Source organism: Photobacterium damselae subsp. damselae (assembly GCF_038086725.1).
GTDB classification, from domain to species: Bacteria; Pseudomonadota; Gammaproteobacteria; order Enterobacterales; family Vibrionaceae; genus Photobacterium; species Photobacterium damselae.
In genome coordinates this window covers 2,645,774-2,663,263 of record NZ_CP146970.1, presented here as the reverse complement: position 1 = coordinate 2,663,263, position 17,490 = coordinate 2,645,774, and the positions used below count along the sequence as shown (strand labels likewise).

The 17,490-nt window shown below is 41.2% G+C and carries 14 protein-coding genes; 6 read left to right on the top strand and 8 right to left on the bottom strand.

All coding sequences use genetic code 11. The features are described from left to right. Nucleotides 1-110: 110 nt before the first annotated feature. Together WAX86_RS12000 and queF are read right to left on the bottom strand one after the other, a co-directional pair. Nucleotides 111-2,387: a GGDEF domain-containing protein gene (locus WAX86_RS12000; RefSeq protein ID WP_341488854.1), complete on the bottom strand. Its 2,277-nt coding sequence runs from the start codon at nt 2,385-2,387 to the stop codon at nt 111-113. A 118-nt stretch (nt 2,388-2,505) separates the two neighbouring features. After that, nucleotides 2,506-3,354 carry an NADPH-dependent 7-cyano-7-deazaguanine reductase QueF gene (gene queF / locus WAX86_RS11995; RefSeq protein WP_065171721.1) on the bottom strand — a complete coding sequence of 283 codons (849 nt, stop codon included), beginning with the start codon at nt 3,352-3,354 and terminating at the stop codon, nt 2,506-2,508. Between the two features lie 132 nt (nt 3,355-3,486). On the opposite strand from queF, the gene syd reads away from it, so the two are divergent. Beyond that, complete coding sequence (gene syd, locus WAX86_RS11990) at nt 3,487-4,041, top strand: SecY-interacting protein (RefSeq protein WP_065171722.1); 555 nt, start codon at nt 3,487-3,489, stop codon at nt 4,039-4,041. 2 nt (nt 4,042-4,043) lie between these two features. Next, on the top strand, nt 4,044-4,817 hold the full coding sequence (locus tag WAX86_RS11985) for a Zn-ribbon-containing protein (RefSeq protein WP_065171723.1): 774 nt from the start codon (nt 4,044-4,046) through the stop codon (nt 4,815-4,817). 25 nt (nt 4,818-4,842) lie between these two features. Here the strand turns inward: WAX86_RS11985 and WAX86_RS11980 are convergent, their stop codons facing one another. The 3 genes from WAX86_RS11980 to WAX86_RS11970 form a co-directional block, all read right to left on the bottom strand. Further along, nucleotides 4,843-5,112 carry a hypothetical protein gene (locus WAX86_RS11980; RefSeq protein WP_068968374.1) on the bottom strand — a complete coding sequence of 90 codons (270 nt, stop codon included), beginning with the start codon at nt 5,110-5,112 and terminating at the stop codon, nt 4,843-4,845. A gap of 16 nt (nt 5,113-5,128) precedes the next feature. Beyond that, on the bottom strand, nt 5,129-5,359 hold the full coding sequence (locus tag WAX86_RS11975; RefSeq protein ID WP_036763299.1) for a DUF2789 family protein: 231 nt from the start codon (nt 5,357-5,359) through the stop codon (nt 5,129-5,131). Between the two features lie 2,191 nt (nt 5,360-7,550). Continuing rightward, the gene (locus WAX86_RS11970) at nt 7,551-9,815 is read right to left on the bottom strand and encodes a nitric-oxide reductase large subunit (protein ID WP_341488853.1); all 2,265 of its coding nucleotides are present in this window, start codon (nt 9,813-9,815) and stop codon (nt 7,551-7,553) included. Nucleotides 9,816-10,005: 190 nt separating this feature from the next. Here WAX86_RS11970 and norR point away from each other — a divergent pair, with 190 nt between their 5' ends. After that, the gene (gene norR, locus WAX86_RS11965) at nt 10,006-11,526 is read left to right on the top strand and encodes a nitric oxide reductase transcriptional regulator NorR (protein WP_068968375.1); all 1,521 of its coding nucleotides are present in this window, start codon (nt 10,006-10,008) and stop codon (nt 11,524-11,526) included. On the opposite strand, the gene WAX86_RS11960 is transcribed toward norR, so the two are convergent. Beyond that, on the bottom strand, nt 11,512-11,835 hold the full coding sequence (locus WAX86_RS11960) for a DUF3301 domain-containing protein (protein WP_065171692.1): 324 nt from the start codon (nt 11,833-11,835) through the stop codon (nt 11,512-11,514). The two genes, norR and WAX86_RS11960, sit on opposite strands and share 15 nt — an antisense overlap. Nucleotides 11,836-11,838: 3 nt before the next feature. Beyond that, nucleotides 11,839-12,879 (bottom strand): DUF3549 family protein, encoded by a 1,041-nt coding sequence (locus tag WAX86_RS11955; RefSeq protein ID WP_151182222.1) that lies wholly within the window; start codon nt 12,877-12,879, stop codon nt 11,839-11,841. Between the two features lie 149 nt (nt 12,880-13,028). On the opposite strand from WAX86_RS11955, the gene WAX86_RS11950 reads away from it, so the two are divergent. The 3 genes from WAX86_RS11950 to WAX86_RS11940 all read left to right on the top strand — a co-directional run bounded on the left by WAX86_RS11950 (nt 13,029) and on the right by WAX86_RS11940 (nt 14,686). Next, nucleotides 13,029-13,346, top strand: coding sequence for a YqcC family protein (locus tag WAX86_RS11950; RefSeq protein ID WP_341488852.1), 318 nt, complete (start codon nt 13,029-13,031; stop codon nt 13,344-13,346). 1 nt (nt 13,347) lies between these two features. Continuing rightward, nucleotides 13,348-14,127 (top strand): tRNA pseudouridine(65) synthase TruC, encoded by a 780-nt coding sequence (gene truC, locus WAX86_RS11945; protein ID WP_341488851.1) that lies wholly within the window; start codon nt 13,348-13,350, stop codon nt 14,125-14,127. A 97-nt stretch (nt 14,128-14,224) separates the two neighbouring features. Continuing rightward, the gene (locus tag WAX86_RS11940) at nt 14,225-14,686 is read left to right on the top strand and encodes a flavodoxin (protein ID WP_341488850.1); all 462 of its coding nucleotides are present in this window, start codon (nt 14,225-14,227) and stop codon (nt 14,684-14,686) included. Between the two features lie 128 nt (nt 14,687-14,814). Here WAX86_RS11940 and glnD read toward each other — a convergent pair whose 3' ends face one another. After that, a complete protein-coding gene (glnD, locus tag WAX86_RS11935) occupies nt 14,815-17,436 on the bottom strand; it encodes a bifunctional uridylyltransferase/uridylyl-removing protein GlnD (protein WP_237033400.1) in 2,622 nt (873 codons plus the stop codon). Nucleotides 17,437-17,490: the final 54 nt, after the last annotated feature.

Genomic DNA, 17,490 nt, shown 5'->3' with positions numbered 1-17,490 from the left:
ATATAGGCTTAGTTAAAAAATAGCAATAAAAAGCAAGTTGCATAATATGCAGCGCTAAAAAAGTTTCTTGATTATATATCGTCACCAATCGATATAACTCGAAGGTTTTATTATTTTTTCGATTCTAATTCGTGATCTGCATTCCATTTGATTTCGCCAACGTAACTGGTTTGAACTTTGACTAAACCATTTTTGATTGCTTGAATGCAGGCAATGCGAATATTGTCACAAGCAAAACTAGCCGCTGGTGCCGCATCAATCGCACTGAGGTGAACCCATTGACTGCCTGGCTGTAACTTACTATTTAAACGAGCTGTGTTGGTGGCCATCAATAAAATATCGATAAGCTCTTGGTCATTAATTGCAGTGTAAGCTCTTGGTAAAAATGGATATTCTGCCATACCAATGCGAATGCTATTATCTAATCCATTTTGTTGTGCAAACTCATCAACCAGTTGCTGAATTGAATCTGCCAATGAATTTGGTTCACCATTGAGACGTGAATTAGGTTCAATGTATAAGAACATCGCATCGGAGAAGTGGTAAACCCGAGCAGGTTCACAAACTTGTTGTTGTAAGTAATCACCAAACTTACGTTCAATCTCAAGGCCAAATTGGTAGCCACGCTCCAGATAAATATGTTTTAAAAATGGCACTTCAAACAGAGCAAAACGGAGGCGATCACTCAATGGTTCATTGATAATCTCGCCAAGATGCCATTGCTCAAAGTTAGCACTACTCTGTTGTAAAGAGTTAGGTAGTCGTGCATTGAGCATGCGTAAATTACGTAAGCCGCTGCGAGGATGAGTGTAAAATTCACTACGTAAACGGGTTAAACGGCTTTGTAATTGTTTAGAAATCTTGTAACGACGAGCCAGCAAGAGCAAGGTAAAAATAAACAGCGCCAGCATTGCTAAGCTAACTTTTTGCTGCTTATAGAGCGCTGTTTGACTCTCAAATTGTTGCCGTTCCATCTCTTCTAAACGAAGGGATCGCTCTAGCATGCGTTGTTGTTGTTTAAACACCTCTACATTACTACGAACTTGGCTTTCTTGTTGGGCGGCAAAGAGCTGTTCATAACGACGTTGGCTAAGTAGTGCATTGTAATAATCATTTTGTTTTTCAAACGCTTCAGAAAGAAGTGATTCGCCATCAAGTTGTAAGTTCACTTTACCGATGCGGCTGGCTGCAATTAATCCAGATTGAAGGTGAGTGATGGCTTGATCGCTATGACCTTCAGCAAGATCAAGTTGACCTTGAATAATTTGCGACTCTGCAAGAATGGTTTCATTACCAGTTTGTTGAGCTAATTTTCGAGCTTGGGTTAGGTACTGTTCCGCTTTGTCATAGTTATACAAATGCAGGTATACACGGGCGATATTCAGGCGCAAGCGTGCTGAACGTGTATAGTGTAGCATCTGATTTTCTTGGTCTAACGCATTAAAGTAGTGAACGAGAGCTAGGTTGTAGCGCCCTTCTTTTTCATAAATTGAGGCAATAAGTGTTAAGGTTTTTGCTAACATCTGGCTGCGTTTATAGCGTTCAAAAAAATCACCAGCTTGAGTCGCGTGCTCTAATGCTTTGTCATAAACTTTACGTTCTTCAAACAGAAGGGCTAAGTGATAATTTGCAAGAGCAATCTTGGCACTATTTTCTTTTTCAACCGCAAGCCAATAACCACTCAATAGTCGATCTAGTGCCAAATCATAGTGATGATGCAGTAAATAGTGCTGACCAACAGTAAGTTGATAGTTAATCAGTTCTACTTGGTCATCTATTGAGACTAAATAACGTTTGGCTTTTAAGAACAGCTTTGTTGCTTTGTCATCATCACCTAATTGAGATTCGATGATCGCACGTTGCATTAAAGACTCATATTGCAGGTATTTAACCTGTTTGGTCATCTTTAATTGTTCAGAATGGCTAATATCTTGATCAATACCATCTAGCATTTTAAGCGCGATAGCACTATTTCGTAAGTTCACCCAGTAAAATTTAGCTTGGAGCAAACGACTTTCAAAAACCGAGTAGGTTAAGCCATTTTTTTCCGCCATTTTTTCCGCTTCTTTGATTCGACTGATCGCTTTTTGCGGCTGATTTAGTTCAGAATAAGCTTGAGCCTCGATTTGAATGGCATTGATGGTATTTAGAGGGGTTCGAATAGTGTGGTCGACTTCATTATTGGTATGAACACGAGACTGCTCACTTGGCTCACTAAGACGGCGTTGAGATAAATACCGTTTAGTAATGACAAGAGACTGTTCTGGGTTGGTTTGCAGAAGATCGCTGGCTTCGCCTAAAATTGGCGTAGAGTAAAGTTTAGCCTGAGTTGAAAAAGACAAAGAGGACAGAAGTAAACCAGTTAGAACCCAGCGACGCAGCTTCATTTTTTTATTCGTACCACAAAAAAAACAGACGTCTAATATTACTGGCTTGGAAAGGTAAGTCCAGCAAAGAGGGCATTTTTGCTGGACTAATTATCTAAATAGCTAGATTTATCTAATTTTATTGGCGAGCCATACGGAAATTATTGCTTGGTGTTTTGCCCTGATTTGTACGATATGGGTTGATGTCTAGACCACCACGACGAGTATAACGCGCATAAACTGTCAATAGTTCAGGTTGGCAGTACTTCATAATATCGGTGAAGATACGTTCAACACACTGTTCGTGAAACTCATTATGGTTACGGAATGAAATAATATAACGCAATAATTTTTCACGATTGATACGTTTCCCTTTGTAGGAAATACGTACGCTGCCCCAGTCTGGTTGGCTAGTGATCAGGCAGTTTGATTTTAGCAAATTACTGTTTAGCTCTTCGGTAACAATCTCATCATCGATCGCATCTTCAAGATATGCTGGATTAAATTGGTAATCATCAATTTCGATATCTTGATCATCAATATTGTGTCCAGAGAAAGCGACGATTTGTTCTTCAGTAAAATCACTCAGCGGTTGAATCGTTACATCAACGTCTTGACCTGCACAAGCTGAAAGATCAATTTGTAGTACATCAGCTACTTCTTGCCAGCTAGCGAAACGTGTTTGATTTAAGCTGTTTAGGTAAAGTTTAAATGACTTTGATTCGATTAAGTTTGGACTCGATGCTGGTAGACGTACTTCACCAATCGCCACTTGAGGAAGTCCTTTGCTATTTAGCCAAGACAGTTCATACAACGTCCAGATATCATAACCTGTGAAAGGTAGGTTATCGTCAGTAATATGGAGATCATCGCGGTTTAGACTGCGAGGAACAGGTTGCAGTAGCGAAGGGTCATACTGATCTTTATACTCGGTTTTTTGGCCTAAGGTTAAACCGGCTAATTCTTTAGCGCCTTGATATTTACTCATACTGTCTATGACACTCTTGGATTAGAATAGGAAAACGACTCAACTCAATACTTAGTGATAAACAACAATAGGTATTGAGTTGAACCGTTTATGGTTTACCTAAAGTTTACTGAATCTTTTTAGAGGTTGCGAATGAATCATCCTGTTAGTCGAGCTTTATCTGACTTTTCTTCTCGTTTTTTACAAACATGGTGTGATGCAGATCTCGGTTTGCCAAAAAGTGAGGATCTGATTGGTTTAGATTCGCCATGTGTTGTTGAAGAAAATTCACACTGGGTGAGTTGGAAACCGGTTCAACATCAAACTATACAGCCATTATCTGCGGTAGAGCGTGGTATCGAATTACGTTTACATGAAGATATTGTTGCGTTTTATGGTTCCCAATTTAGTGGTGATATGAGTGCTTGTTTTGGTGAGTTAGAGCTTGATCTGCTGCAAGTATTTTGTGAATCAGATGCAAAGCGCTTACAAGAAAATATTTTAGGCCATTTAGTCACACAGCGTCGTCTCAAATTAAAACCGACTGTTTTTATTGCTACTGTTGAGGATGAGTCTAAGGTTATTTCGATTTGTAATCTGACCGGACAGGTCGTGTTAGAGACATTAGGTAAACTCGATCATCAAGTGTTGGCTGCTGATGTAGAGCATTTCTTGACTCAGTTACAACCCATTGTACGTGAGGTATAGCCGTGTACGTTGTTGAACTGAGTTTTGAATGCTTTACTGATACTACTATTTCTGCCGTTGATGGTGCTATTAACGGATTAATGGATGCTTTTCGCTACAATGGACAAGTCATTGGGCGTGAGTTTCCCGCCATAATTGATGATGCTATCTTTCGTGTCCGTGCCGTTTGTCCTGAAAAAGAGAGTTTGCATCCTCAATTTCATAGTCCGCAAGTTAGCGCTCGATTAGATAAATTAGCCGCTGCTGGTCTATTAACGCCAAAGATTAAAATACTGGGGCGAGATCTCAATTCAGAAGCGGCAGCAGAAGATTTCCAACCTAGCTGGCAAGTGCTTTATACCACCTATGTTCATACCTGTTCTCCTCTACGATGTGGGGAAACATTGATGCCTATTCCTCTTTACCGTTTAGGAAAAACGCTAGAAGGGGATCATAAAACGGCAGTGAAATGGCAAACTGAATGGCAAGCTTGTGATGAAATTCAAATGGCAGGCAGTAGCCAGGTAGAGCAAGCGGTGGTTCATGAGATCCGAGATATTGATAGTGATCTTTTTCAACGCGGTATGATGCTGCGTAGTCAGATCGAAACCTTAAGTGAAGTTCCTACTTACTATTATCAATATCAAGTGGGTGGTGAATCACTTGAGCAAGAACGGCTGCGTTTATGCCCAAGTTGTGGTGGCCAATGGTTTGTGGGGGAGGCAATCCACGGAATTTTCCATTTTAAGTGTGACCAATGCCGAATTGTCTCTAATATTTCTTGGGAATTTATTTAGTTCTCGAAATCTGAATTCGCCTTTCTTATGATTCAAGTTGCGATAAGCGTTGTGTCAATATCGCAACTTGCTGCTCTAATTGTTCGATTCTTTGCTCTAAGCTGATCTCTCTTTTATGTTCGGTAATCTTGGGTACTTTTGCGTTCTTTTTCCAACTCTGTAGTGCTTGAATAATTATGGGCATTGGAACATTTTGCGCCAGACGAGCTTTCACAAGAGCCACACTAGGTTGCTTTCCCTCTGACACTAAAGATTGAATAGCTTGTTGCAAGTCTTGGCTTATAGCGGATGTCATAACTTTTTGGATCCTATTATTTTCTAAGTAATGCATCTAACTGGTCGATCACTTCGCACCAGTCAGCATCTTGTTCTTGAGCTTCTTTGATAAATCTTTTTTGGGCTGGATGCAAGAAAGAAGCATCACTCAATTGTTCAGAGGCTGATAAGTGATGTGTAGCGATAAACTCTTCAATAAATTCTTGGGAACTTTGCATTCCTAACTGTTTGAATAAATGCGAAATATCATGGCTAAATGGCTCCATAGTCTCATCCCCATATTGAGTATATTGGTATTCTATTGAGTATAGATTCTTTTATTAAAAATCCTTCATAATGGGAAATATCTTTTCACCTTGTGCGAGATCTCTTACAAGAAAGTGAGAGATATTCACTCTATCTTGTCAGTGTAATCGACATCATTTTTATTATCTATTTGATATTTAATGATTTAATTGTTTTTTGCTTAGTTATTCATTTATTGCGCAAAAATAATGTGAATTTAAACGCTTGTGATAAGTTATGAAAACGGTAATATGAACCATGTCGGAAGGGAACTGACAAACGGAACAGGAATTATCACCAAGGATTACGGTGAGTCTTAGGATGAGACATGATGTACTAGGATGGTATATCAACAAGGACTGTGAAGGGATAACTACAGGATGTAGTAGCAGTAAATAGGATGTTTACTGGTCAGGAAGACAAAGGACAACTTCAGGAAGAAGTCAGGGAACACCTCTAGGATAGAGGCATAAAGGAACGCTTTAAGGATAAAGCAAGGGACACCTCCAGGACGGAGAATGAGAGTCATAGCAGGAAGCGGTGACGGGTTAGGATGACCATAGGAACAACTTCAGGACGAAGTATAAAGGACAATTGCTGACGGATTACAGCAGTCAAAGGAATGATGCAGGGAGCACCATAGTAGCGGGAATGCTGCAAGTAAGACCTAAGGGGGCAACGAAAGTTGCCCCCGTTCTTTTATTGGTTCTTCCCAACCTTTTTCTCTTCTCGTTATTTCATCCCTTTCTAGTATAGATTCATTTTGTTTTCATGGTGTTAGACCGTCTTTGGTTTGCTCTATTCTCTACTTCTCTGATCGTCTTGTAAGAGATCTCTTACAAACCTGTAAGAGTTATGCTATTCGTTTTTGCGACAAATTGAATCATTGTTCTGTAACTCATTGTTTGTTCATATATTTATATTTTCTATTAATATTTAAATTGTATTTGCATGAATTTATGGTCATGTAATCGATTGTGAGAACAGAAAATATCAGTAATATTAATCCTGTCGAACGGATGGCGACACCAGTTGGAACTCTAAGGATTAGAGGAAGTAAGTTAGGGTAGACTTGCTTTTAGGGACAGAGAGGAACACTGCTGGATGCAGACTGTAAATAGGATGTTTACAGAAAAGGATTTAGTAGGACTGACATCAGGATGATGTGAATGGATAGCTTCAGGACGAAGTAAAGGGAACAGCCTAAGGATAGGTCAGGGACACCGCCACTGGATGGTCGAGAGAATTAAGCTTGGATGGCTTGATGGGTTAAGGAATAACCAAAGGACTACTCTAGGAAAGAGTTTAGGATTACGCTGGGATTAAGCAAGTCATGGATTGATAGCAGGGAGCACAGTAGTAGCTGGATTGCTGCAAGTAAGACCTAAGGGCGCAACGGATGTTGCGCCCGTTCTTTTTTGTAGTATTTTTTTTCGCACCTCGCACCTCGCACCTCGCACCTCTTTTAAAAATCATTACAAATCATGCAATTAAACTTTAAATTTTTAGCTGCACATCTTGTGATGTATTTTATGCTGATCGTCTTGTGCGATATCTCTTACAAGATTGTGGGATATAGCGTTATTTGTTATAGAAAATCAGTCATATATTAATTTTAATTTATTGTTTTATATGTGTTTTTTGTTTCTGTTTTTTTGTGGAAATAAACAGATGGCAAAACAATTCATTTTTACCTAATTCTTTTTTATTGGGTGTCGCGTATTATTAATCATGTCGGAAGGGAACTGACAAACGGAACAGGAATTATCACCAAGGATTACGGTGAGTCTTAGGATGAGACATGATGTACTAGGATGGTATATCAACAAGGACTGTGAAGGGATAACTACAGGATGTAGTAGCAGTAAATAGGATGTTTACTGGTCAGGAAGACAAAGGACAACTTCAGGAAGAAGTCAGGGAACACCTCTAGGATAGGGGCATAAAGGAACGCTTTAAGGATAAAGCAAGGGACACCTCCAGGATGGAGAATGAGAGTCATAGCAGGAAGCGGTGACGGGTTAGGATGACCATAGGAATAACTTCAGGACGAAGTATAAAGGACAATTGCTGACGGATTACAGCAGTCAAAGGAATGATGCAGGGAGCACCATAGTAGCGGGAATGCTGCAAGTAAGACCTAAGGGGGCAACGAAAGTTGCCCCCGTTCTTTTATTGGTTATTTGTTACGGTCGAATTGTGTTTGACCTTTGATACGATAAGCTGAAGTAAGAACCATCCCATCAATACCCCACCTAGACCAAATAGCATATCACCTGGCATTCTTGCCCAAATAAGATCTTGAACTGATGGGCTGTGTAGAACTTCTGGCGTTCTGGCATACCAGTAACCATGTTCGATAACAGCAAAAAATTGCGTTAAACCAACCGGCAGTAACGAACAGAAAATCATAGCTGCCAAACCGATATTTAAACACCAAAATGTATATTTTAAGGTTTTATCGTTCCAAGCCTTGTTTTGGCCTGCAAGTCCACGAAGACAAGTTAACATTAAGCCAATACCCAACATACCGTATACACCCATAAAGGCGCCATGAGCGTGAGTCGCTGTCGTGTTTAAACCTTGAATATAATATAAGGCAATAGGTGGATTGATTAAGAAACCTAGAATACCTGCGCCAACAAGGTTCCAAAATGCAGTGGCAACGAAGAACATAATTGCCCAATGATAACGCTGCATCCAAGGTGTTGCTTTACGTAAGCGGTAACTTTCAACGGCTTCAAAACCAATTAATGCTAATGGTACAACTTCAAGCGCAGAGAAGATTGCACCCCAAGCGATAACGGCTGTTGGAGTTCCGGTGAAGTATAAGTGGTGTAGCGTACCGAGCAAGCCGCCAGTTAAGAAAATAACGGTCGTAAATAAAACCGCACTGTTTGCAGATTTCGCACGAATCAAACCTAGACGAACAAACATTAGAGATATAACTGAAGTTGCAAAGGTTTCAAAGAAGCCTTCAACCCAGAGATGTACCACCCACCAACGCCAGTATTCGGCCATAGCTAGATTGGTATGTTTGCCTTGGAATAAGCCTGCACCATAGAACAGACCAATCGCCACACAAGAAGCATACAGCACCCAAATTACTGGACGGTTATCACTACGTTCTGACAGTGCTGGTCGAATTGCTGTTGTCACTAGAGTGAGCCAGAGTAAAAGACCAATAAGCAGCAGTACCTGCCATAGACGACCAAGGTCGATATATTCCATACCTTGATGGCCAAAGATATAGCTAGTATCAAGGTCAAAGTATTGTTGAATAGCGAGCCATTCACCTGCCATAGACCCTAATACAACAAAGACGAGAGCAACCCAAAGTAAATTAACTCCAAGTTTTTGGTATTTAGGCTCATGCTTTGATAGTGATGTCGCAATATAAAGGCCAGTACCTAACCAAGCAGTTGCAATCCAAAAGACAGCCAGTTGAGTATGCCAAGTACGGGTTAATGAGTAAGGTAAAATTTTAGCTAGAGGAATACCGTAAAAATCTTGCCCTTCAACACCGTAATGGGCAGTAATACCGCCTAATACGATCTGCAATAAAAATAGACCAATAGCAGTAATAAAATATTTACCAACCGCTTTTTGTGATGGCGTTGGCTTTTGACCAAATAATGGATCTTGTGCTGGTAATTTTGGTAATGGATCGTGGCGTTGTGCTGCTTGGTACCACGCTAATGCCCCAATACCTGCAAGCAGTACCACAATACTTAAAATAGACCAAACAACATTATCAGAGGTTGGCGTATTACCCAGTGCCGGATCATAAGGCCAGTTATTAGTATAAGTGTAATTTTGATCAGGACGCTCAGTGATTGCAGCCCATGCCCCCCAAAATAGGAACGCATTCAGCTCTTGGCGACGCTCTAATGATGGCAATGTATTGGTTTTTATCGCGTAATCTTCGCGCAACTGATTAAGTGACGAATCATCGCCAAATAGCGCAATATAATGCTGCTCAAGCTGAGCAATGGCTTGTGCTCGAAGTGGAGACAGAGTAATAACCCCTGTTTGCGGGTTATAAGTGTTTTTACGCATCTCATCAGTGACTTGTTGTTGCAAAGCCGCTTGTTGTGGTCGAGTTAACGCTGAATAAGGTAATGAAAATTGCTTTTGCGCTAATAAATTTAACCAGTTTTGGTTTTCTCTGTGTAACCAATCTGCGGTCCAATCGGGAGCGACATAAGAGCCATGACCCCAAATAGACCCTAATTGGTGTCCACCCATAGAACGCCATACCATCTCACCCTGTTCAATATTTTGCTGAGTAAAAATGATCTGACCTGAGGTTGTTTTTATTTGAGTTGGAATCGGTGGCGCTTCGCGGTAGATATCACTGCCTAAACTCAGTAAGACAGTAAATGACGCGAAGCAAACAATCAGTAGTGCCAGTGCACTGAGTTTTAATTTGCTCACAGTATGTCCTTGTAAAATAAATTCGCTCCTTAAAGGCAGATATCGTGCCAATAATTAATATTATGATTTTTAAGCATTTTGTTTTGTGATGTTGTTAATTTGACCTCTTGGTAAGGCGTTAAAATGACAACGAGTGTGTTAATGTGACATCATAAATACATGTTATTGAACGCAATAAAACTTGGTTGTTATGAATTCGATTGAATTAGCCCAAATTGCTCGTCTTGTTACTTTACATAGCTCTCATGCGCATGGCCTGCAGACCTGTTTATATCACCTTACTAATATATTGGGTTGTGATGCGGCGGCTTTGTTGCTTTATCGCCAGGATCGGTTGATCCCAGTGGCGACAGTGGGATTGAATCAAGATGTGATGGGCCGCCAGTTTAAATTGTCGGAACATCCCAGATTTGAGATTGTTGCTAAGGTTCAAGATCTTATCTGTTTTCATGCCGCTGATGAATTGCCAGACCCTTTTGATGGCTTATTATTAAATTGCCCTGAGCCTCATATACATGCCTGTCTGGGACTGCCTCTTTTGTATGGGCGTGAGTTTATTGGGGTTTTATCTCTTGAAGCTTTACAACCCAATTATTTTCATCGTTTTTCGCAAGATTCACTGCGAGTCTTAATGTCTACTTTTGCTTTAGCCTTGTACTGTTACCAACAGCAGCAACTATTGGAAGTTCAAGTCTTTGGTGGAAAATCAAAGCCTATTTCAAAGCAGATGGTTAAAGAGATGGTTGGAGAGTCAGATGCCATTCAACAACTTAAACATTCTATTCAAGTGGTCGCTCAATCAGAATTAAACGTATTAATTGAAGGTGAAACAGGGGTAGGTAAGGAGTTGGTAGCTGAAAAAATTCATCGCTACTCCAATCGTAATCAGCAGCCTATGGTGTATCTAAATTGTGCTGCATTGCCAGAAAACTTAGCAGAAAGTGAGTTGTTTGGGCATATAAAAGGAGCATTTACCGGGGCTATCCAAAATCGAAAAGGGAAGTTCGAGCAAGCTGATGGTGGTACGCTCTTTTTAGATGAGATAGGCGAATTATCTTTAAACTTACAAGCTAAATTATTGCGTGTATTACAGTATGGTGACTTACAGCGTCTGGGTGATGATCAACATAGAGTCGTGGATGTTAGAGTTATTGCCGCAACAAATAAGCGATTAGCTCAAGCTGTACAAGATCAGACTTTTCGTGCTGATCTATACCACCGCTTGAGTGTATATCCGATTGAAGTACCGCCACTGCGAGATAGACAAAGTGATATTGTGCTATTGGCAGGTTATTTTTTAGAGTTATCCCGTTGCCGATTAGGTTTATCTGTTTTACGCCTTGCTCCCAGTTGTTTGCCGCTTCTTGAGCAATATTCGTGGCCGGGGAATATTCGAGAACTTGAACATCAATTGCGTAGAGCGGCCTTAATCGCACGCTCTGAACAAGGCGTAGATTATGTGACCATTCAACCTGAATACTTTAATTTTACTCAACAACCATCGGTAACTGAAAAGACAAGGCAAACGCCAAATAGGGGAGGCAAGGTGACTATTATGGGTTCTTTACGAGAAAATACTGATCAATTTCAGCGTCAGTTAATCGAGCAACAACTCACAGAGCTACAAGGTAATTGGGCTAAAACGGCGCAAGCTTTGCAGTTGGATCGCGCTAACTTACACCGATTAGCAAAACGACTAGGGCTCAAATGATGAGTCTATTTCAGGCATATGGTGAGGCGGTAGATAAAAATAACTGGCTCTAAATCGTTTCATTTCAATAAAGCCTTGGTAGTGGTCAATGCCATTGGTCGAAAACTCAAAGTGATACAGCGTACGCCAGCCCCACTCATCATTATGATCTTTAAGTTTATGGCTGCCTCTTGCCACACTAAGCAGCTGCAATCCCATTGTATTACAGCGTTGTTCAACAAACTGTTGGGCTAACTCTGTCTGCTTTCTTTGCTGAAAAAACAAAAAGGCAAAGAGAGCAACAATGAAAATCCATAGCAAATTACTCATTATTTATTGACCTCTAGCATGTTGCTGCAGTTCAGCAATCGCTTGGATCAATTCGGGATTGGCTTGACCATGCAAGAGTTGGAGCATAATGCCTCTTAGCATAGGGAGCATCACCAGATCACTAAAGAGTTGGTTAAATAGTGCTTGGTTTTGGCTTTGGGCAAGGCGTAGCAAGAATAATTCTGCATTATTAGGCTGGTTTAACCCTTGCCAGCATCGACCTGCAATCGCAATTAGAATCTCAGGGTGACATAAATGCGGTTGCGCCAATAGTTGAGCAATTTCACCTTGGAGTACAGTTTCGTTGCTACCTGATAGCGCTCTGATTAACGCCGAAATAAGAAAAATATCAGGAGCAGATTGAGCCATCTCTGTGGCAAGGCGTTCACTTATTCTTGACGTTAAATTATCAGGTAACTCAATGTGCTCGAGGCAACCCAATAGTGCATACAATGGTGTCATAGGCAGATGATTAATTGCCTTACGAACTAAAGTGGCGTTATTTTCTTGAGATAAGCGCGAACAGACATCTGCAAGGCCCTGTAACCCTAGTTGTTGCCAATTATCCCAACCTAACTCACCGGTTAAATATTGCTGCGCTCCTGCATAATATTGACTAGGCTCTAATTGTAGTTGAGATCGCAACTTGCCATGAAACATCGCCATTTTGTCGTCATTAGGCTTAAAGGTATAAGGGTTATTGGCCAGCTTTTTCTGCTCTTCTTCGCTTGGTGTGCGGTTGAGCGTAGCCCCCATCGCTTCGATGACATATTTAATAAAATCGCCAACAGCGGCCTGTTTTAATAAGCCTCTCTCATCTAACGGTAAGCGTAAAAACCAGATCCACGGTGTGTGGTTGGGTTGCCAAAACGAAAGAGCTAAATTTGCATGCTGTTGCAGCGGCCATGGGTAAGGCTGACGGTTTTCTTCAACCGCTTTAAATTGGTCGACATCAAGCTGAGTCACTCGACGGCCTAAATCATAAATTGCGTACTGGCATTGAGCGTTATCCAGTAGCTGGGTAAGAGTATGAAATTGATCCATGGAAAATATCCGAACTGCAAACAAGGAGATCAGTATAGCGAGAGGAAACGTGAAATCCCACCTTTTCACTTTTTCACACCGGGGTTGATTGAGTCTCTCTTTTAGGCAAGGTATTCTTGCGCACCTTAATATAGAAGGTTGGATTGACTATGAATTGTTATCATCAGACAGCTGAGTTACTGAGCGCATTAGAAGCGGTATTGCGAGAACACAACCATTGGCAACCGCAAAGTCCGGATGCACAAGCTCTGGCGAGTACCTTGCCTTTTGCCGTTGATACGCTCTCTTGCTCCCAGTGGCTGCAGTGGATTTTTATTCCCAAGTTTAACCAACTTATCTTAGAACAATGGCCACTACCAACTGGATTTGAAATCTCCCCTTATATTGAAGAAGCGATGAAATCCGAGCCGGGCCAAAGCGAATTGTTAACTATTACTCGTCAAATTGAACAGATATTAGGTTCCTAAGATGCATGATGCCACGCTAGATACACCACTAATTCCAAAAATAGAACTTGAGATCTTGTATCAAGATGAGTATCTCGTTGCTGTTAATAAGCCATCGGGTATGTTAGTGCACCGCTCTTGGTTAGATAGTCATGAAACGGTATTTGTGATGCAGACGCTGCGCGATCAAATTGGCCAGCATGTTTTTCCACTCCATCGTTTGGATCGACCAACATCGGGTGTTTTACTGTTTGCCCTTTCAAGTGAAATGGCTGCGGAGATGATGCCTAAGTTTGCAGGTCGCGATGTTCATAAAACATATCACGCTGTCGTTCGAGGTTGGGTAAAAGAGGCGGCAGTTCTGGATTATCCGCTTAAAAAAGAGCTCGATAAAATTGCAGATAAAAATGCCAACAAAGAACAGGAAGCCCAGCCTGCAGTTACAGCTTATGCGCCGATTGCTAAAGTTGAAGTACCTATTGCTGTTGGGCGTTATAGCTGTAGTCGTTATAGCCTAGTTGAAATGAAGCCTGAGACCGGCCGCAAACATCAGTTGCGTCGTCATATGCACCATTTAAGTCATCATATTATTGGTGATGTAAACCATGGTGATGGTCGTCATAATCGAATGTTCCGAGATAACTATGATTGCCATCGTCTAATGTTGCACGCTTCAAGAATTCAATTTGAGCATCCTATAACAAAACAGATGCTTGATATTCGAGCTCAGGTTGATGAAACCTGGTTACGAGTTATGGCCGCTTTTAATTGGGATGTCGCTTTGTTACAACCACAAGCTTAAGGGAAATTGTGCTCTGTATTGTGTAATACCTTGGATCTTATTGTAAATTTCCTTATCTGTGCCACAGTAAATGTAATTAAATAGACAAGGATGTACTATGGCTAAGATTGGAATTTTTGTTGGTACTGTATACGGTGGGGCAGAAGATGTGGCGCTGTGGGCTCAAGAGCAATTACAGCAAGCAGGCCATCAAGCCGAATGTTTTATTGATGAGAGCACACTTGAGTCATTTCTCTCTTATCAAAATGATGTGGTATTGGTCGTAACGTCGACCACAGGGCAGGGAGAGATCCCTGAAACGTTATTGCCTCTGTTTGTTCATCTGCGCGAGGCATTTCCTTTGCTTCCTAATTTAAGCTATGGAGTGATTGCGTTAGGAGATGCAAGTTATGGGGAAGAGCGCTTTTGTGGTGGTGGACGTCAGTTTGAGGCGCTGTTGCAAGAGCTACAAGCCAAAGAGTTAATACCAAGACTGGATGTTGATGCTTGTATACACTTTGACCCTTTAGTAGTGGCCGAGCCTTGGTTAGCCAAATGGCAGCAGCAACTTCTAAAGTAGAGCCATTATTACCCGTTTGCTGTAGTTCAATTAGCTAAAGCTTAAAAAGCCAAACCAGACCATAATTAATATCTGTATGGTCTGAGGGTTTGGCTTTCTATTTGGTTATAAACTTAGTGGTTGGATAACTATTGCTGAATTTGGTTAATTTTATCGATTAGTTCATTGCGCAATAATATCTGTTCTTCTTCGGTTAATTGCTGGCCATGTTCATTGATCAGTATAAAGAAGTCTTCGGCGCGCTCACCGATTGTTGTTATCTTTGCCGCTTGCAAGCTTAGGTTTTGATTGGCAAATACCGAACCTACCGTTGCCAATAGCCCAGGGGTATCAAGAGCAACCAGTTCTACCATGGTCTTTTTACCATTTTTGGTCGCTAAGAAATCGACCCGGGTTTTCACGTTAAAGTGTAGTAACTGGCGTCGAGCTCGGCGTTTTTTACGCTCAAACTTCATCTCTGTTAAGGCTTTTTTCAGGGCTTTACTGATAACAGCATGACGGTTTTCACTGATCGCTTTACCATTAGGATCGAGCACCATAAAGGTATCTAAGGTATAGCCATCTTTGCTATTCATGATTTGCGCATCGTGAACGCTAAGATTTTTCTTATCTAGCTCAGCCACAACAATCGCAAACAGTTTGGCTTTGTCTTTACTGTAAACAAAAACCTCTGTTCCACCTCGAGTTGGCTTTTTACTGATTAATATAAGCGGTTTTTCATGGTCATGATTCAATAAAGCTTCAGCATGCCAGGCCAGCTGCTTATGGGTATGACGTAAAAAATAATCAGCTTTAAATCTTTGCCATAACACATCAATATCACGCTGAGCGAATCCTTGGCTTCGTAATAATGCTGAGGCCATTTGCTGATTGTGACGAATTCGCTCTCGCATATCAGGTGGATTTTCTAATCCGCGACGAAGGGACTTTTGCGTGGCGTAATAAAGCTCTGCCAATAAAGTTCGCTTCCAACTATTCCATAGCTCTTGGTTCGTCGCGCAAATATCAGCCACCGTTAAACAGATCAGATAATCCAATCTCTCTTCGTCCCGAACTTCTTTCGCAAATTCGGTGATCACTTCTGGGTCATAGATGTCTCGTCGTTGAGCGGTGACAGACATTAATAAATGCTTTTGTACCAGCCAAGCGACTAACTTTGCATCTGGTCGTGATAAGCCGTGTTGCAGACAAAAATCATGAGCCTCAATCGCACCTAATTCAGAGTGATCGCCTCCGCGACCTTTGGCAATATCGTGAAAGATAGCAGCAAGGATTAAAATTTCTTTCTTGATAATACGAGGAAAGACTTCGCAGCAAATAGGATGGCGTGTGCGATTTTCAGGATCATTAAATTTATTCAGATTTTTTAGAAGTCGCACACTGTGTTCATCAACGGTATAAACATGGAACAGATCAAATTGCATCTGACCGACTATTTGGCTCCATTGAGGAAGATACGCGGCTAATACACCATGACGATGCATCAGACGAAACGCTTTTTGCAGAGCATTCGGTTGGCGAACCAGCTCCATAAATTTTTCACGAGCAGCGGGGATTTCAACTAAGAAGCGGTTAAGTCGACGTCTTGCTGTTCTCAATTGTCTTAGCGTTGGTGCCGCAATACCATCAATGGTTGAGTTTTTAGCAATATGGAGAAACATATCTAAGATGGTTTCAGGTCGAGCTTGAAACAGTGCCGGTTTAGTTGCTTCAATTAAATGGCCGCGTAATTGAAAATCATCATCAAGTGGGGTGGGTTCAATTTCTAAACCATTATTTAAGATTGCTTGATCAAACAGTTGCAATAACATTTTGTTCAGTTCAACTACACGACGTAAGGTGCGATAGAACTCTTTCATCATCATTTCAACGGCTTGGTTGCCTTCACCTTTGTACCCTAGGTTTTCGGCGACAGAGGGTTGGTGAGCAAAGGTCAGGCGATTATCATAACGTCTGAGCTCAATGTGTAAGGCAAAGCGGATACGCCATAAAGCATTTTGGCATTCAACTAACTCTCGATACTCAGCATCGGTTAGAAATCCAAACCGACTCATTTCAAGTAGGTTTGTTGCACCAAAGTGGCGACGAGCAACCCAACCTAACGTATGAATATCTCTTAAACCACCAGGGCTAGACTTAATATCGGGCTCTAAATTGTACGTAGTATCGTGATAGCGAGCGTGGCGGGCTATTTGTTCGTCTACTTTGGCTCGATAATAAGGTTCACTGGGCCAGAAATCTGGTAGCGATATGCGTTGTTTGAGTTGTTCAAATGCTGAAGGATTTCCAAATAGTAATCTTGATTCGGTTAAATTGGTTGCAACAGTGAGATCTTCTCTACCGATATCAATACACTGATCAACGGTACGCACACTATGGCCAATTTCAAGTTTTAAGTCCCACAGTAGTGTGAGAAATTGACACAACTGTTCACCAAGCTCATCACTTAAAGGCTGGTGGCTAAGAATTAATAAATCAATATCAGAGAGGGGATGTAGCTCACCTCGACCATATCCGCCTACTGCGACTAACGCTAAATCTTGGTGTTTTGCAAAATCAAAATGATGCCACAGTCTAATCAGTAACTGATCGATAAATTTTGCTCGGGCATGAACCAGATCTGCAATTGAGTGATGGCGCTTAAATAAGATTTTCTGTTGTTCGCCAAATTGTTCCAAAGCTTGACGAAGAGAATCTTGATTGAGTTGAGAGGGGGTGTAGTGAGCAACTGCAGAGATTAATGATTCCATAATATAGGCTGTCCGTGCAAAGGTGGCGCAAGATAATAAAAAGCCGGCATCATA

Excerpts from the sequence above, each read along its gene's own strand:
- WAX86_RS12000 (WP_341488854.1), bottom strand. The coding sequence starts at position 2,387 with ATGAAGCTGCGTCGCTGGGTTCTAACTGGTTTACTTCTGTCCTCTTTG.
- glnD (WP_237033400.1), bottom strand. The coding sequence starts at position 17,436 with ATGGAATCATTAATCTCTGCAGTTGCTCACTACACCCCCTCTCAACTC.
- norR (WP_068968375.1), top strand. The coding sequence starts at position 10,006 with ATGAATTCGATTGAATTAGCCCAAATTGCTCGTCTTGTTACTTTACAT.
- WAX86_RS11950 (WP_341488852.1), top strand. The coding sequence starts at position 13,029 with ATGAATTGTTATCATCAGACAGCTGAGTTACTGAGCGCATTAGAAGCG.
- WAX86_RS11955 (WP_151182222.1), bottom strand. The coding sequence starts at position 12,879 with ATGGATCAATTTCATACTCTTACCCAGCTACTGGATAACGCTCAATGC.
- WAX86_RS11960 (WP_065171692.1), bottom strand. The coding sequence starts at position 11,835 with ATGAGTAATTTGCTATGGATTTTCATTGTTGCTCTCTTTGCCTTTTTG.
- syd (WP_065171722.1), top strand. The coding sequence starts at position 3,487 with ATGAATCATCCTGTTAGTCGAGCTTTATCTGACTTTTCTTCTCGTTTT.
- WAX86_RS11975 (WP_036763299.1), bottom strand. The coding sequence starts at position 5,359 with ATGGAGCCATTTAGCCATGATATTTCGCATTTATTCAAACAGTTAGGA.
- WAX86_RS11940 (WP_341488850.1), top strand. The coding sequence starts at position 14,225 with ATGGCTAAGATTGGAATTTTTGTTGGTACTGTATACGGTGGGGCAGAA.
- WAX86_RS11980 (WP_068968374.1), bottom strand. The coding sequence starts at position 5,112 with ATGACATCCGCTATAAGCCAAGACTTGCAACAAGCTATTCAATCTTTA.
- truC (WP_341488851.1), top strand. The coding sequence starts at position 13,348 with ATGCATGATGCCACGCTAGATACACCACTAATTCCAAAAATAGAACTT.
- queF (WP_065171721.1), bottom strand. The coding sequence starts at position 3,354 with ATGAGTAAATATCAAGGCGCTAAAGAATTAGCCGGTTTAACCTTAGGC.